Origin of the sequence: Rahnella victoriana (assembly GCF_004330295.1) — a bacterium.
In the GTDB taxonomy this organism is placed as follows: Bacteria; Pseudomonadota; Gammaproteobacteria; order Enterobacterales; family Enterobacteriaceae; genus Rahnella; species Rahnella victoriana.
On record NZ_SJOJ01000008.1, the window covers coordinates 57,017 to 72,065 of the forward strand.

Consider the following 15,049-nt stretch of genomic DNA (forward strand, 5'->3'; position numbering starts at 1 on the left):
GCCCGTGCAGAAGAATGCTTATTTTTTTTCATCATCCGGCATATGCCGGTAAATATAGACGCCGCTTAACAAAGTGAAGACCAGCGTCAGCGCGGTCAGACCAAACACCTTGAAATTGACCCAGATGTTTTGCGGCAACCAGAACGCCACATAAATATTGGCCAGACCGCACAGCAGGAAAAAGATCGCCCAGCTGATGTTCAGTTTATTCCAGACATGATCCGGCAACGTCAGTTCTTTGCCGAGCATACGCTGGATTAACGGCTTTTTCAGCACCAGCTGACTGATCAGCAATGCGCCGGAGAAAAGCACATAAATGACGGTCACTTTCCATTTAATGAATTCATCATTATGGAATACCAGTGTCAGGGTGCCGAAAACCGCCACCATTGCGAAGGTGATCAGCGTCATCTTCTCAATTTTGCGGTACAGAACCCAGGTAAAGATTAACGCTAACGCGGTGGCTGCGATCAACGCGCCCGATGCGACAAAAATGTCGTAAAGCTTATAAACCACAAAAAAGACAATCAGGGGAAGAAAATCGAGGAGCTGCTTCATACTTCATTCCATGTTTTATGTATGTGATGACTATACCGGATTCAAATCGCGGACAAAAGAAAAGGGCGCCGGAGCGCCCCTGAAAAACGTATGTCTATATTATGCTTGTAATTTCATGTAAAGACGGAACATATAAATCAGCATAAAGGCGCTGATCATGTTGCTTAATGCGCCGAGGATCACCGCACCGAGCATCGGATTTAACGCGCTCAGTACGCCAACAAACAGCATCAGAACCACCTGAGCCACGATCCACAGCATCACCGCCGGCGCAACCAGACGCACATTACTGAAGGATAACCGGGTACTCATGCCCAGCGCGCGAAAGACGCCGACATTCTCTTTACAGGCAATCACCGGCGACATCGCCCAGGCGATGGCCACCAGGAAAGCAGGCACCAGCAACAGCGCAAGACCGAAGCGGAACATAATGCTGCAAATAAACAGCAGGATGATCAGACGCGGCAGCACCGGCAGCGACGCGGTCATGACCTGAACAACACTGGCCCGAACGCCCTGAGACACCAGCTGAACCAGCGTTAGTACGCCCCCGACCAGAATGACATTCCCGGCCAGTGTGGAAAACAGCGCCGCCAGGCTGTAACGGAAAATCGCGCTTTGCTGCTCAGGCGTGATCTGCTGTTCAAGATACCCCATCATATCGCCGACGCTCATCCCCGTGATATTGCTCATCAGTTGCCCGATAGCGTCGACCTGCTCTGCGGAAGGACTCAATATCCAGCTCAAAATGACGGTAATTAATGCGGCCAGAACGGACAGCGCGAAAACGCTACCCAACTGATTACGCATAAAATTATAACTGTCACGGTACAACGTACTGGCCGTGATAGACATGGACGCTCCTTGGCAAAAAGCAAAAATCAATAAGGCGGCGATTGTACCCTTTAAATGGCCCCCGCCGATAGTTTTGCGCTGACTTCCTGTCAATCTGCCTGATGAATCTCTGCTTATACGCAGGTGACATGCCACAGGTCTGACGGTGTGGCATCCATCTCCAGCGGCGGCAGACCATATTGTGCGCGCGCGCGGTCACAGGCGGAATTGGCGACGCCATTCAATCCAGACTGATTGAACTCCCGGCACGGTGACGGGCGGTTAAGGTAAACGGAGCAGGAAACCGACTGTCCCACTTCACCTTTCAGGGCGATGCAGCGCGGGCGTTTACTGTTCGTGCCCTGCATACAACTCATAAAAGGAGTGACCTGCTCGGTCAAAGCTTGCGGAACCACGCCGCCGGCCTCTTCAGATTCAGCCCAATAAAATGAAACGCGGAAATAGGCGCAGCACGCGCCACAGGTCATACAGGGATTGTTAATTTCGCTCATCCTGGGAAGCCACCGACTCCTTACGGCACCAAACCAAAACCAACAGTGAACAAGCAAAGTACGCAGCGTCATTTTTTTTAGCAACTGAAATATCACCTGTTAACAAAACAACAAAATCTCCTCATTTTTGATGCAGATCAATTCCTTTGTTTTTATAGATTTAGATCGCTTTGCGGAAGATGCATTTTCTGACTTTTTGTTTTAAAGATGTGATCCGGCATTGATCAAACCATACCAAAGAGTAGGTATCATTCGCGCGGTTGATAAATAATCCACACAAAGGAAAGGGATAATGAAAGCAGCATATTGGGCATTAGTCGCAGCAGCGGCATTTCCGGCAGTCGCGAGTGCACATCAGGCAGGGGATGTGATTTTTCGTGTAGGGACAGCGACCGTTCGTCCAACCGAAGGGTCAGACAACGTGCTGGGGCTGGGATCGTTTAATATCAATAATAATACTCAGATGGGGTTAACGCTGGGGTACATGTTTACCGACAATATCGGGATGGAGTTACTGGCCGCCACGCCGTTCCAGCATAAAGTCGGACTGAAAAGCACCGGCACCATTGCGGAAGTGAAACAGTTACCTCCGTCCCTGATGGCGCAGTATTACTTCGGTGACAGGCAGGACAAATTGCGTCCGTACCTCGGTGTGGGCATCAACTACACCACGTTCTTCGACACAGATTTCAACCAGACCGGGCGCGATGCCGGGCTGTCTGATTTAAGCGTCAAAGATTCCTGGGGTGTGGCCACCCAGGCCGGTCTCGATTACAACCTGGACGACAACTGGTTAATCAACATGTCCGTCTGGTGGATGGATATTGATACCGAGGTGAAATTCAAAGCCGGTGGTGAGCAGCAAAACATCAACACCCGGATCGATCCCTGGGTCTTTATGTTTGGCGTCGGCTATCGTTTCTGAGTCTTCAGCCCGCGCATAAAAAAAGAGGCGCTTCTGCGCCTCTTCGCTGTGTCACCCGTTCTGTTTCAGGCTACTTCACCCGCATGTCATTCTCAATCGAACGAACCCCGGCCACGCCGCGCGTCACTTCTACCGCACGGTTCGCATCTGCTGTCGAGGTGACAAAACCACTCAGCTGAACACGGCCTTTAAAGGTCTCGACGCTGATTTCCGTGGATTTGATGGTCTTATCTGCCAGCAGCGCGGATTTCACTTTGGTGGTGACCACGGTGTCATCAATGTAGCCACCGGTTCCTTCTGATTTTTTAGTAGGCGCACAGGCTGCAACGGCCATGACCACAACAGCTGCCATGCAGAATGCGGACAATGTTTTGAATAGCTTCATAAATAACTCTCCACGCTTTGTTATAAAACCAAAAGAAACGACCTGCAGACACTCAGACAGGCGATAGCCGCAATGGCCGTATTATCATAGGCCTGATGAGTAGTTTGAGTTTGGTTTATTGATGGCGTTAATACAAATAAATCGAAGTAAAAAAGCGTAAGAATTTAAAAAGAAACAGAACGTTAGCGGGTTCAGCCACGAACGTTCTGTTCAGGGGAGGTTATGCGCGGGTGGCGGCTTTCATTTCACTGACGAAACGGGAAAGCTGTGCCAGCATTTCTGAAGGCTGATGTTGATTGTTTTCGATAATACGCACGGTCGCCGAGCCGGAAATCGCGCCCGCCGCACCGGCAGCCAGGGTTTCCTTCACCTGTGAAGGTTCGGAAATCCCAAAGCCCTGCAATGGCGGTGCAGCGTTATATTCACGAAGCTTATCAACCAGATGATTCAGCGGAGTCAGCGCACGTTTTTCCGTCCCCGTTACGCCTGCGCGGGACAGCAGATAGGTATAACCCCGGCCATGAGAGGAAATCTCACGCAGCAAATCATCGGATGCATTCGGCGGGCAGATGAAGATTGGCGCGATACCGTGGCGCAATGCGGCTGCACGGAACGGCGCGGATTCTTCAAATGGCACGTCGGCAACCAGCACGGAATCCACACCCACTTCGGCGCAACGCTGATAGAAGGTTTCGATGCCGTTGTGGAAGACCAGATTGGCGTACATCAGCAGACCAATCGGAATATCAGGATGCTTTTCGCGGATGCGCGCCAGCATGTTGAAACACTGCGTCGGCGTCACACCGGCGGCGAAAGCGCGCAGGTTGGCGTTCTGGATTGTCGGGCCATCCGCCAGCGGATCAGAGAACGGAATGCCCAGTTCCAGCGCATCGGCACCGGCTTCAATCAGCGTGTCGATAATGGACAGTGACAGCTCAACGCCCGGATCGCCCAGCGTAACGAAAGGAACAAATGCGCCTTCTTTTTTGCTTTCCAGACGCTTGAATAATTGCTGATAACGTTCCATTAAATTTCTCCCCGGGCAGTCAGGATGTCATGTACGGTGAAAATATCTTTGTCGCCGCGGCCGGACAGGTTCACCACCAGAATTTGTTCTTTCTCCGGGGTTTCCTTGATCAGTTTCAGCGCGTAAGCCAGCGCATGTGACGATTCCAGCGCAGGAATGATCCCTTCGTGACGGGACAGTTCTTTAAAGGCTTCCAGGGCTTCATCATCGGTAATCGACACGTATTCCGCGCGGCCGGTGCTGTTGAGGAAGGCGTGCTGCGGGCCAACCGACGGGAAATCCAGACCGGCAGAGATAGAGTAGGATTCCTCAATCTGGCCTTCGGAGGTTTGCATCATCGGCGCTTTCATACCGAAATAAATACCGACGTGACCGTGTTTCAGCGGCGCGCCGTGCTGTCCGGTTTCAATGCCGAGACCGGCAGGTTCGACACCGATCAGCTTCACGCTGGTCTCGTCAATGAAATCAGCAAACATGCCGATGGCGTTGGAACCGCCGCCCACGCAGGCGATCACCGCATCCGGCAGACAGCCTTCGCGTTCCTGCATTTGTGCTTTGGTTTCCTCACCGATCATGCGCTGGAATTCACGCACAATGGTCGGATAAGGGTGCGGACCCGCCGCCGTCCCCAGCATGTAGTGGGATTTTTCGTAGCTGCCGGACCAGTCGCGCAGCGCCTCATTACAGGCATCTTTCAGCGTGGAAGAACCGCTGTGTACCGGGATCACTTCCGCCCCCATCAGACGCATACGGAACACGTTTGGCGACTGACGCTCAATGTCTTTCGCGCCCATATAAATACGGCATTTCAGGCCGAGCAGGGCACAGGCCAGTGCTGAGGCCACGCCGTGCTGACCGGCACCGGTCTCGGCGATAATTTCAGTTTTACCCATGCGTTTAGCCAGTAATGCCTGACCCAACACCTGGTTAGTTTTGTGTGCGCCGCCGTGCAGTAAATCTTCACGCTTGAGATACAGCCTGGTTTTGGTTCCGGCGGTCAGATTTTTGCACAGCGTCAGTGCTGTCGGGCGACCGGCATAGTTTTTCAGCAGATCAATGAATTCAGCCTGAAACTCCGGGTCGCGCTGCGCGCTGACAAAAGCTTCTTCCAGCTGGGCCAGCGCAGGCATCAGAATTTGCGGTACATACTGGCCGCCAAATTCGCCGAAGTAGGGATTAAGTAAAGTCATGTTATTCCGTCCTGTCTGTCAATTTTTGCGTCATTGCGTGCGGCTTAATACGCCCGCAATGTCTGGAATACGGCGGTAATTTTTTCGGCATCTTTGATGCCCGGCTCACTTTCAACACCGGAGTTGAAATCCAGCCCTGCACAACCGAGCTGTGCAGCTTCGACACAATTGTCGGCACTCAGTCCGCCAGCCAGCAGTACGTTGCTCAGATCCTGCCCGGCCAGCTTGCTCCAGTCGAAACGATAACCGGTGCCGCCTTTACCGTTGTCGAGCACATAGCGGTCGACATGATTCAGATCGCGTGCCGGCATCGTGTCTTTCACACTCAGCGCCTTCCAGATCTGAACGGACTGCGGTAATGCGCTGCGTAACGCGTCGATGTACGCCTGATTTTCATCGCCGTGAAGCTGCACGGCAGTCAGGGCTAATGCTTTCGCTGTTTCTGCCACGGTATTCAGGTCTTCATCCCGGAACACGCCGACATACTTCAGCGGTGCGCCGTTTTGTACTTCTTTCGCCAGCGTGTGGGTCACAAAGCGCGGCGAGGTGTCGACGAAAATCAGTCCGCCATAAATAGCCCCTGCGTCGTGCGCGGCTTTGGCATCCTGCGGGCGGGTCAGACCGCACACTTTATTATCACCCAGCAACACGCGACGGACGGCGCTGCTGAGGTCTTGTTCTGACATCAGTGCGCTGCCAATCAGGAAACCATTGGCGAAGCGGCTGAGTTCGCGGATTTGTCCGTAGGTGTTAATGCCCGATTCGCTGATGACTGTGACACCATGCGGCACACGCGGTGCCAGCTCGCGGGTGCGGTTCATATCGATGGACAAATCGCGCAGATCGCGGTTATTGATACCGACCACTTTCGCTTTCAGCTTCACGGCGCGATCCAGTTCTTCTTCATTACTGGCTTCGGTGAGCACGCCCATATTCAGGCTGTGAGCGACGGCGGCCAGCTGAACGTACTGGTCATCATCGAGTACGGAAAGCATCAGCAAAATCGCATCTGCCTGATAAAAACGGGCCAGATGGATCTGATACGGGTCGATAATAAAATCTTTGCACAGCACCGGCTGCGTGACGGTTTTGCTCACCAGCGGCAGGAAATCAAAACTGCCCTGGAAATATTTCTCATCGGTTAATACCGAAATAGCGGAAGCGTAGTCTTTATAAACGCTGGCGATTTCTACCGGATCGAAGTTCTCGCGGATCTTGCCTTTCGACGGAGACGCTTGTTTGCACTCCAGAATGAAGGCCGTTCTGGCCCCTTGCAGGGCATGGTAGAAACTGCGCTGGCTCTGAGTTATTTCGTTCTGAAAGCTGGCCAGCGGTTGTTGTTCTTTGCGTGCCGCGACCCAAACTTCCTTATCGCGAACAATTTTGTGGAGCACGGTTTCCTGCTGCATCACTTATCCTCTTGCTGCCAATGCCAGCACGCGCTGGTAAGGTTCACCGCTGCGCATGACGGCCAAAGCCTGTTGTGCGTTTTGCTTTACGTCTTCCTGACCGAACAGACGCAGTAACATCGCCACATTGACGGCTACCGCGGCTTCATGGGCCGGATCTCCTTTACCTTGTAATAAGCGTGCCAGAATGTCACGGTTTTCTTCCGGCTCGCCGCCCAGCAAGGATTCAATCGGATAATTATCCAGACCGAAGTCCTGCGGGGTCAGTTCATAAGTGGTAATTTTGCCGTCTTTCAGCTCGGCCACCAGCGTGGCTGCGTGGATTGCCACTTCATCCATTCCGCCGCCGTGAACCACTGCCGCACGCTCATAACCCAGCGCACGCAATGTTTCGGCAATCGGCTGCACCAGTTCCGGGCTGTATACGCCAATCAGCGCCAGCGGCGGACGTGCCGGATTAATCAGCGGACCCAGCACGTTAAACAGCGTGCGGGTTTTCAGGGATTTACGTACCGGCATCGCATGACGAAAACCGGTGTGGTATTGCGGGGCGAACAGGAAACACGCGCCCAGATCATCAAGCGCCGCACGGGATTGTTCCGCAGGCATATCCAGACGGATGCCAAACGCGGCCAGTAAATCCGACGAGCCCGAACGGCTGGACACGCTGCGGTTGCCGTGTTTTGCCACCCGTGCGCCACAGGCCGCCGCCACAAAGGCGCTGGCGGTAGAAATGTTGATGCTGTTGGTGCCGTCGCCGCCGGTGCCGACAATGTCCGCGAACGGATAATCGGGGCGCGGGAACGGCTCGGCGTGTGCCAGTAACGCTTTGGCCGCTCCGGCGATTTCAGCCGGTTGCTCGCCACGCACTTTCATGCTGATTAATGCACCGGCCAGTTGCGCCGGTTCCAGTTCGCCATTCACGATGGCGGTAAATAATTGCTGGCTTTCTTCCTGTGTCATCGTCTGAGCGCGGAACAGATTTTCGAGAATGCCGGGAATAGTTTGCGTTTGCATGACAGTTCTCCTTACGCCAAAGCCCAGGCCAGTGTCTGCTCAAGCAGACGGGCGCCCTGTGAAGTTAAAATGGATTCCGGATGGAACTGGAAACCGCAGACGCGATCTTCTTCGTGACGCACTGCCATGACCATGTCACCGAAACGGGCGTTAACGGTCAGCCCGTCAGGGATCTGGCTGCCCACCAGCGAGTGATAACGCGCCACCGGCAGCGGATTGTTCATACCGGCAAACATCGCTTGGTTGTCATGGGTAACAGATGAGGCTTTACCGTGCAGGATTTCACCGGCCTGGCCGACGAAACCGCCATACGTTTCCACAATCGCCTGATGGCCGAGACAGATACCGATAATCGGCAACTGACCGCGCAGACGTTTCAGCAGCTCCGGCATGCAACCCGCTTCGGACGGCGTACCCGGTCCCGGCGAAAGCACCAGTACCGGTTTTTCCAGCTGGCTGAGTTTTTCGATTATCACGTCAGCCGGGATCTGATTGCGGTAAATCACCACGTTGTGGCCGCTGGAACGCAGCTGATCGACAAGGTTGTAAGTAAAGGAATCGACGTTATCGATAAGTAAGATATCGGCCATCTTAAAATACCTCTTTCGCATTGTGGGCGGTGGCGATGGCACGCAGCACGGCACGGGCTTTGTTACGGGTTTCGTCGGCTTCGGCTTGCGGCACGGAGTCCAGCACCACGCCGCCGCCTGCCTGCACGGTGGCAATGCCGTCTTCGACATACGCCGAACGGATCACGATGCAGGTATCTAAATCACCGTGAGCGGTGAAGTAACCCACTGCGCCGCCGTAGCTGCCGCGACGGGTTTGCTCGGAGGCGGAAATCAGCTGCATGGCGCGCACTTTCGGTGCGCCGGTCAGCGTGCCCATGTTCATCACCGCCTGATAGGCATGCAGCACGTCGAGGTCATGACGCAGCGTGCCGACCACGCGGGACACCAGATGCATCACGAAAGAGTAACGGTCAACTTTGGTCAGGTCGGCGACGTAACGGCTACCCGGCTCGCAGATACGCGCCAGATCGTTACGCGCTAAATCCACCAGCATCAGGTGCTCGGCCAGCTCTTTATGGTCGGTACGCATTTCCAGTTCGATACGGCTGTCGAGATCCAAATCCAGCGAGCCGTCAGCACGGCGGCCGCGCGGACGGGTACCGGCAATCGGATAGATTTCAATCTGGCGATTGGTCGCGTCATATTTCAGTGCGCTTTCCGGTGATGCGCCGAACAGGGTGAAATCGTTATCCTGCATAAAGAACATATACGGGCTTGGGTTGTTGTTTTTCAGCGTTTCATACGCGGCCAGCGGCGCAGGGCATGGCAGTGAGAAACGGCGTGACGGCACCACCTGGAAAATTTCACCGGCGCGGATCGCCACTTTCATTTTCTCCACCACCGCACCAAATACTTCATCGCTCTGGTTCACGCTCAGTTGCATCTCCGGCACGCTCTGGTGCGGAATGGCGTGTGGCGGCAGTTGTAACTGATGTTGCAGTTGTTCCAGACGCTCGTGCAGGCGCTGTTTTTCTTCAGCGGAAGGCGTAAACAGGCTGGCCTGCAAACGGCAGGTGCGGTTCTGGTGGTCGAGCACCAGCAGGGTTTCTGCCAGATAGAAGCAGAAATCCGGGCAACGCTGGTCAGAATCTAATGCCGGTAAATTTTCAAAACCGGCGACCAGATCGTAAGCAAACAGACCGCCGAGGAACATCGCTTCGCGCTCATCGGCAGGGGCTTCAACGCAGGTCAGGATGCTGCGCAGCGCATCAAAAACGGAGCGGGAGCGCAGACGCGCGTCTTCGTCCTGCATCTGGTCGATGGCCGGGAAGCTCAGTTCACGGCCATTCGGACGCACATCATTGCGAATTTCAGCCGGTAACGCGGCATCAATCAGTGGCAGTAAAGAGGCGCCGTTTGGCGTCAGTGCCTGAACCGACACCCGGGAACCCAGCGCGGTGATGCGCAGGGCGCTGTCGACAATCAACAGGCTCTTCAGGTTTTCTTTGCTGGTGACTTCAGAGGATTCCAGCAACAGGGTCGCCGGACGGGCGCCGCACAGCTGGTGGAAAATGGCCGTCGGGTCGCCGCGGTAACATCCTTCTGCGGTCAGCAATTCTAAACGTGGTTTCTGAATAGTCATTGTGCTTCCTGAAATTTTCTCAACGTTTGTATTAAACGGATGACAAAGAGACGGCCACAAAAAAGCCCGCGTTATGCGGGCTTCGGGAATCTTGCAGCGTCTGATGACAGCTATGCGTGATTACTCCGCCCGCCAAGGGGAAGTACGCCACCAGCTGAGAACCGCCATCATGTAAGTTTTCATCATCAGACACTCTTGTTTGTTTATGAAGCTAACGTCTTTAAAACGTAAGCTTTCTGAATCGGTTTGTCACGTTGTTCATTTCTGAACTGTCCCGTGAACTTGCGTACTAGTAAACTAGTTCATGGATGTAATGTCAACCCTCTTTTTCCTGCAAATCCCACCTTTAGTGCGGCTGCATTGTGCAGAAAGTGTTATCGCACCGTAACAGTGCGTAGCGGCCGGGTGAAATCATTCCTGACGCGTGCCTCCCTGACGCGTTATGATGGGGACTGCATTCAGAAACAGGTTAATTCCCCACGTGACGATGACTTTGCCAACAAACACTTCGCCTTCAGCAGACGACCAGACTTCCAGCACCGCCTTCACTCTCTACGATCTTCACAGCCACACAACCGCATCTGACGGCTATTTAACGCCGGAAGCCCTGGTGGCACGGGCCGTGGACATGCGTGTCGGCGTGCTGGCGATCACCGATCACGACAGCACGGAAGGGCTGGCGCGCGCGGCGCAGGCGATTGCGGACCAACAGCTGCCGCTGCAACTGGTGAACGGCGTCGAAATTTCCACGCTGTGGGAAAATCATGAGATCCACATCGTCGGGCTGGGCATCGACCCGGCCCATCCGGCCATGGTGGAATTACTGAAAGTGCAGGCAGATTTACGCCAGCAGCGGGCACAGGAAATGGGCCGTCGCCTGGCAAAAGCGCGCATCGAAGGTGCATGGGAAGGCGCACTGCGTCTGGCCGACGGTGGCGCGGTGACGCGGGCGCATTTTGCCCGTTTTCTGGTGGAATTTGGCGCGGCCGACAACATCGCTCAGGTGTTCAAAAAGTACCTTGCCAAGGGCAAGACCGGCTACGTTCCGCCACAGTGGTGTACAATAGAACAAGCGATTGATGCGATTCATCAGTCTGGCGGACAGGCGGTTGTCGCCCATCCGGGACGTTATGACCTGTCCACAAAATGGCTGAAACGCTTACTGGCTTTCTTTGCTGAACAGGGCGGGGATGCCATGGAAGTCGCGCAGTGCCAGCAGGCACCGAACGAGCGCGCACAACTGGCGGCTTATGCCCGTGATTACCATTTGCTGGCCTCGCAGGGTTCTGATTTTCATCAACCCTGCTCGTGGATCGAACTGGGGCGCAAACTTTGGCTGCCCGCAGGCGTGGAACCGGTGTGGCAACACTGGCCGGTCGCCGGAAAACAGCCTGAAATTGAACCGGTCTGAAGCCCGACCGCAGAAGAAGAATTAAGAGGGAACAATGAGTCAATATTTTTATATTCACCCTGAAAACCCGCAGCCACGTCTGATTAATCAGGCCGTCGAATTGCTGCGCAAGGGCAATGTGATTGTGTATCCGACCGACTCAGGCTACGCGCTGGGTTGCCGTCTGGAAGAAAAGAACGCCATGGAGCGCATTTGCCGCATCCGTCAACTGGACGGGAACCACAACTTTACGCTGATGTGCCGGGATCTCTCTGAGCTGTCCACTTACGCTTATGTGGATAACTCGGCGTTCCGGCTGATCAAAAATAACACGCCGGGTAACTACACGTTCATTCTCAAAGCGACTAAAGAAGTCCCCCGCCGCCTGATGAGTGAAAAACGTAAAACCATCGGCCTGCGTGTGCCGTCGAACCCGATTGCGGTCGCGCTGCTGGAAACGCTGGGTGAACCGCTGATGTCGACCACGCTGATGCTGCCGGGCAATGATTTCGCGGAATCGGATCCGGAGGACATCAAAGATCATCTGGGCAAAGTGGTGGATCTGGTGATTGACGGCGGATCACTCGGTCAGCAACCGACCACGGTGATTGACCTGACCGAAGCGACGCCGGAAGTGGTGCGCGAAGGGGCGGGCGATCCGGCGCCGTTCCGTTAACATTGCCTGAAAAATAATCAGTCCGTCATCGCCTTTGCAGGATACAAATTGCAGATAACTGTGTATAATGGCGGGCTGACTTTTTTGTAAGTCGTTGTATTACTACGTAATAACTGAATTTTGGCGGGCAGACGACAATCACGTCGTGCTGCCGGCTCCCCCCGACGCCTGTGAAGGCGACAAATGAGGCTGCTCAATGAGCGAGAAGTATAATTCCCAGAAGCACTCCAGCGACAAGTCCAAACCGGCACGTTCGTCTGGTGACAAGCCAAAAAGCGGCAGAAATTCCGGCGCTGCAAAAGGCCGTCCGGAACTGTCACGGGCTGAAAAGCGCGGCGAAAAGCCACGTACTGACAAACCACGCAGCGACAAGCCACGTTCAGACAAACCACGTTCTGATGCAGGTCGCGGCGATTCACGCATTGAAAATTCACGTATCGAAAAACCGCGCAGTGGCAAACCGGGTCGTCCGGAAAATGCCCGCGCTGAAAAACCACGTGCGCCGCTGAAACCGCGTGGCACCAAACCGAAAGCGGAAGCACTGTTTGATGAAAACGGTGATGAAGAAGAAGTGAAATACCAGAAGCCTAAGAACGCACTGGACAGCACCGAAGGACAAAGCGAAAAGCTGCAAAAAGTCCTGGCGCGCGCTGGTCACGGTTCACGTCGCGAAGTCGAAGCGATGATTCAGGCTGGCCGCGTCAGTGTTGACGGTAAAATCTCAACACTGGGCGATCGCGTGGAAGTCACCGGCGGCACTAAAATCCGTCTCGACGGCCACATCCTGTCGGTGATGGAGTCGCAGGACACCGTCTGCCGCGTGCTGGCGTACTACAAGCCGGAAGGCGAGTTGTGTACCCGCAGCGATCCGGAAGGCCGTCCGACCGTCTTTGACCGTCTGCCAAAAATGCGCGGTTCCCGCTGGATCGCCGTCGGTCGTCTCGACGTCAACACCTCGGGCCTGCTGTTATTCACGACCGACGGTGAACTGGCTAACCGCCTGATGCACCCGAGCCGTGAAGTTGAGCGCGAATATGCCGTGCGCGTTTTCGGTCAGGTTGATGATGAAAAAATCAAACAGCTGAGCCGTGGCGTGCAGCTGGAAGACGGTCCTGCGGCATTCCGCTCGATCAAATTCCAGGGCGGCGAAGGCCTGAACCAGTGGTACAACGTGACCCTGACAGAAGGGCGTAACCGTGAAGTTCGTCGTCTGTGGGAAGCCGTTGGCGTGCAGGTCAGCCGTCTGATCCGCGTCCGTTACGGTGATCTGAACCTGCCTAAAGGTCTGCCTCGCGGCGGCTATAAAGAGCTGGATCTGCCGGATATCAACTATCTGCGCACGCTGGTCGATATGACCGAAGAAACCGTCAGCAAACTGCCGGTTGAGCGTGACCGTCGTCGCGTGAAGGCCAACCAGATCCGTCGCGCGGTTAAGCGCCATACGCAGGTTGCACCGGCACGTCGTACCACCGGACCCGCAAAACGGGGTTAATCGCTGACAAGCGACGGACTTCCCACTATGCTCATAAGCCGCAGTCAGTGACTGCGGTTTTTTTTGCTCAAATTTCAGGGCATAACGTCATTACTGACCCCTGTTAAATGAACATACAGAAAGTAAGGAGCCGATTATGATGCTGATTACCGGCGGTGCCCGCAGCGGCAAGAGCCGTTTTGCCGAACAGGTGGCACAAAACCGTGGCGGTGACGTGCTGTATATCGCCACGTCCGTGGTGACTGATGCCGAAATGGCGGACCGCATCCGTTATCACCAGCAGCAACGTCCGGCTCACTGGCATACGTTTGAAAGCTGGCGTGATCTGGGTGAAGTGGTGCTTGCGCATCAGGAACAGTTTCCGACCATTATTATCGAATGCATCACGACGATGATGACTAATCTGTTGTTTGATATAGCCGGTGAATCCCAACCGGAAGAGATGGATTTTGACGCCATTGAACAGCATATCTTTGCGCAAACCGCGCAGTTGCTGGCGGCGGCACAACATCCTGAATCAGAAGTGATTATCGTCACCAACGAAGTGGGCATGGGGATTGTGCCGGATAACCTGCTGGCGCGGCGGTTTCGTGATATTGCCGGTCGGGTGAATCAGCAACTGGCCGCGGCGGCAGACGATGTTTATCTGATCGTCTCCGGGATCCCGGTGCCGGTGAAAACCTCCGAATAACACGACTCAGAAAGGGCATGGGTATGACGACATGGCGTCTGTTTCTGGCGACGTTACAGTTTCTCACCCGCATTCCGGTGAAGGAACGCTGGTGTGACGGCATCGGACTGAAAGATTATCCCCGCGGTATTGTCTGCTTCCCGCTGGTCGGGCTGGTCATCGGTTTACTCACCGCACTGGTCTGGCAGATTCTGATGCCCCATGTCGGCGTGCTGGTGGCGGCGATTGCCGTGGTGGCCACGCACATTATGCTGACCGGCGGTCTGCATCTCGACGGGCTGGCCGACAGTTGTGACGGCTTATTTTCAGTGCGCAGCCGGGAACGCATCCTCGAGATTATGCGCGACAGCCGGATTGGCACCAACGGCGCGCTGGCATTGATCGTGGCTGTTGTGCTGCGGCCGGCGCTGATTTACCAGATCAGTATTGAAGGATTACCGGTGCTGGCGTTTCTTATCATCACGCCGGTGGTCGGACGGGGCATGATGGCGGTGATGATGTTTCATCAGGCCTATGCCCGTGAGTCTGGCATGGGAAATTTGTTTATCGGCAAAATCAGCGAGGGACGTTTCTGTTTCACCCTGCTGCTGATGGCGGCGCTGACGCTGGCGATTGGCGGGATATCGTCACTGCCTGCGCTGCTGATCACGCTGTTATGTGTGCTGGGCTTGCGGCGTTTTATCGCCAACCGTATCGGTGGACAAACCGGCGATACGCTGGGTGCGGCCTGCGAGTTAAGCGAGCTGGCCATGCTGTTCTTTCTGTTATGGCACTGAGATAAAGGACAAC

Annotated in this window: 14 protein-coding genes, 1 pseudogene and 1 other annotated feature; of the genes and pseudogenes, 6 read left to right on the forward strand and 9 right to left on the reverse strand. The window is 54.8% G+C overall.

Annotated features, from left to right (window positions below; translation table 11 throughout):
- Window positions 1-18 precede the first annotated feature (18 nt).
- From EYY67_RS08620 to EYY67_RS08630, 3 genes are all read right to left on the reverse strand, one after another.
- Window positions 19-558, reverse strand: coding sequence for a septation protein A (locus EYY67_RS08620; RefSeq protein ID WP_131693318.1), 540 nt, complete (start codon window positions 556-558; stop codon window positions 19-21).
- A 99-nt stretch (window positions 559-657) separates the two neighbouring features.
- The gene (locus EYY67_RS08625; protein WP_095921652.1) at window positions 658-1,413 is read right to left on the reverse strand and encodes a YciC family protein; all 756 of its coding nucleotides are present in this window, start codon (window positions 1,411-1,413) and stop codon (window positions 658-660) included.
- A 113-nt stretch (window positions 1,414-1,526) separates the two neighbouring features.
- Entirely contained in the window at window positions 1,527-1,904 is a 378-nt protein-coding gene (locus tag EYY67_RS08630) for a YkgJ family cysteine cluster protein (RefSeq protein ID WP_095921653.1), read from the reverse strand.
- Between the two features lie 292 nt (window positions 1,905-2,196).
- Between EYY67_RS08630 and ompW the strand changes: the two genes are divergently transcribed.
- Complete coding sequence (gene ompW / locus EYY67_RS08635) at window positions 2,197-2,829, forward strand: outer membrane protein OmpW (RefSeq protein ID WP_095921654.1); 633 nt, start codon at window positions 2,197-2,199, stop codon at window positions 2,827-2,829.
- 70 nt (window positions 2,830-2,899) lie between these two features.
- Here the strand turns inward: ompW and EYY67_RS08640 are convergent, their stop codons facing one another.
- The 6 genes and pseudogenes from EYY67_RS08640 to EYY67_RS08670 all read right to left on the reverse strand — a co-directional run bounded on the left by EYY67_RS08640 (window position 2,900) and on the right by EYY67_RS08670 (window position 10,011).
- On the reverse strand, window positions 2,900-3,214 hold the full coding sequence (locus EYY67_RS08640) for a BON domain-containing protein (protein ID WP_095921655.1): 315 nt from the start codon (window positions 3,212-3,214) through the stop codon (window positions 2,900-2,902).
- A gap of 220 nt (window positions 3,215-3,434) precedes the next feature.
- Complete coding sequence (trpA, locus tag EYY67_RS08645) at window positions 3,435-4,241, reverse strand: tryptophan synthase subunit alpha (protein WP_095921656.1); 807 nt, start codon at window positions 4,239-4,241, stop codon at window positions 3,435-3,437.
- Window positions 4,241-5,431 carry a tryptophan synthase subunit beta gene (gene trpB / locus EYY67_RS08650; protein WP_095921657.1) on the reverse strand — a complete coding sequence of 397 codons (1,191 nt, stop codon included), beginning with the start codon at window positions 5,429-5,431 and terminating at the stop codon, window positions 4,241-4,243. The genes trpA and trpB overlap by 1 nt, the downstream gene beginning before the upstream one ends.
- Before the next feature lie 44 nt (window positions 5,432-5,475).
- Complete coding sequence (gene trpCF, locus EYY67_RS08655; RefSeq protein WP_131693319.1) at window positions 5,476-6,840, reverse strand: bifunctional indole-3-glycerol-phosphate synthase TrpC/phosphoribosylanthranilate isomerase TrpF; 1,365 nt, start codon at window positions 6,838-6,840, stop codon at window positions 5,476-5,478.
- 3 nt (window positions 6,841-6,843) lie between these two features.
- Window positions 6,844-8,447, reverse strand: a pseudogene (gene trpD / locus EYY67_RS24705) (bifunctional anthranilate synthase glutamate amidotransferase component TrpG/anthranilate phosphoribosyltransferase TrpD).
- A 1-nt stretch (window position 8,448) separates the two neighbouring features.
- Window positions 8,449-10,011, reverse strand: coding sequence for an anthranilate synthase component 1 (locus EYY67_RS08670; protein ID WP_131693321.1), 1,563 nt, complete (start codon window positions 10,009-10,011; stop codon window positions 8,449-8,451).
- 56 nt (window positions 10,012-10,067) lie between these two features.
- Window positions 10,068-10,170: a sequence feature (Trp leader region), on the reverse strand.
- 328 nt (window positions 10,171-10,498) lie between these two features.
- Between EYY67_RS08670 and rnm the strand changes: the two genes are divergently transcribed.
- The 5 genes from rnm (at window position 10,499) to cobS (ending at window position 15,036) form a co-directional block, all read left to right on the forward strand.
- The gene (rnm, locus tag EYY67_RS08675; RefSeq protein WP_095921662.1) at window positions 10,499-11,422 is read left to right on the forward strand and encodes an RNase RNM; all 924 of its coding nucleotides are present in this window, start codon (window positions 10,499-10,501) and stop codon (window positions 11,420-11,422) included.
- Window positions 11,423-11,456: 34 nt separating this feature from the next.
- Window positions 11,457-12,077, forward strand: coding sequence for an L-threonylcarbamoyladenylate synthase (locus tag EYY67_RS08680; RefSeq protein ID WP_095921663.1), 621 nt, complete (start codon window positions 11,457-11,459; stop codon window positions 12,075-12,077).
- Between the two features lie 571 nt (window positions 12,078-12,648).
- Window positions 12,649-13,569 (forward strand): 23S rRNA pseudouridine(2605) synthase RluB, encoded by a 921-nt coding sequence (rluB, locus tag EYY67_RS08685; RefSeq protein ID WP_232770494.1) that lies wholly within the window; start codon window positions 12,649-12,651, stop codon window positions 13,567-13,569.
- 136 nt (window positions 13,570-13,705) lie between these two features.
- Window positions 13,706-14,260 carry a bifunctional adenosylcobinamide kinase/adenosylcobinamide-phosphate guanylyltransferase gene (cobU, locus tag EYY67_RS08690; RefSeq protein ID WP_095921665.1) on the forward strand — a complete coding sequence of 185 codons (555 nt, stop codon included), beginning with the start codon at window positions 13,706-13,708 and terminating at the stop codon, window positions 14,258-14,260.
- Between the two features lie 23 nt (window positions 14,261-14,283).
- Window positions 14,284-15,036, forward strand: a complete 753-nt coding sequence (gene cobS / locus EYY67_RS08695) for an adenosylcobinamide-GDP ribazoletransferase (RefSeq protein WP_131693322.1) — start codon at window positions 14,284-14,286, stop codon at window positions 15,034-15,036.
- The last annotated feature ends 13 nt before the right edge of the window (window positions 15,037-15,049 follow it).

What these genes read in the sequence shown, in the direction of transcription:
- EYY67_RS08620 (WP_131693318.1), bottom strand. Translation starts at nt 558, where the DNA reads ATGAAGCAGCTCCTCGATTTTCTTCCCCTGATTGTCTTTTTTGTGGTT.
- EYY67_RS08625 (WP_095921652.1), bottom strand. Translation starts at nt 1,413, where the DNA reads ATGTCTATCACGGCCAGTACGTTGTACCGTGACAGTTATAATTTTATG.
- EYY67_RS08630 (WP_095921653.1), bottom strand. Translation starts at nt 1,904, where the DNA reads ATGAGCGAAATTAACAATCCCTGTATGACCTGTGGCGCGTGCTGCGCC.
- ompW (WP_095921654.1), top strand. Translation starts at nt 2,197, where the DNA reads ATGAAAGCAGCATATTGGGCATTAGTCGCAGCAGCGGCATTTCCGGCA.
- EYY67_RS08640 (WP_095921655.1), bottom strand. Translation starts at nt 3,214, where the DNA reads ATGAAGCTATTCAAAACATTGTCCGCATTCTGCATGGCAGCTGTTGTG.
- trpA (WP_095921656.1), bottom strand. Translation starts at nt 4,241, where the DNA reads ATGGAACGTTATCAGCAATTATTCAAGCGTCTGGAAAGCAAAAAAGAA.
- trpB (WP_095921657.1), bottom strand. Translation starts at nt 5,431, where the DNA reads ATGACTTTACTTAATCCCTACTTCGGCGAATTTGGCGGCCAGTATGTA.
- trpCF (WP_131693319.1), bottom strand. Translation starts at nt 6,840, where the DNA reads ATGCAGCAGGAAACCGTGCTCCACAAAATTGTTCGCGATAAGGAAGTT.
- EYY67_RS08670 (WP_131693321.1), bottom strand. Translation starts at nt 10,011, where the DNA reads ATGACTATTCAGAAACCACGTTTAGAATTGCTGACCGCAGAAGGATGT.
- rnm (WP_095921662.1), top strand. Translation starts at nt 10,499, where the DNA reads ATGACTTTGCCAACAAACACTTCGCCTTCAGCAGACGACCAGACTTCC.
- EYY67_RS08680 (WP_095921663.1), top strand. Translation starts at nt 11,457, where the DNA reads ATGAGTCAATATTTTTATATTCACCCTGAAAACCCGCAGCCACGTCTG.
- cobU (WP_095921665.1), top strand. Translation starts at nt 13,706, where the DNA reads ATGATGCTGATTACCGGCGGTGCCCGCAGCGGCAAGAGCCGTTTTGCC.
- cobS (WP_131693322.1), top strand. Translation starts at nt 14,284, where the DNA reads ATGACGACATGGCGTCTGTTTCTGGCGACGTTACAGTTTCTCACCCGC.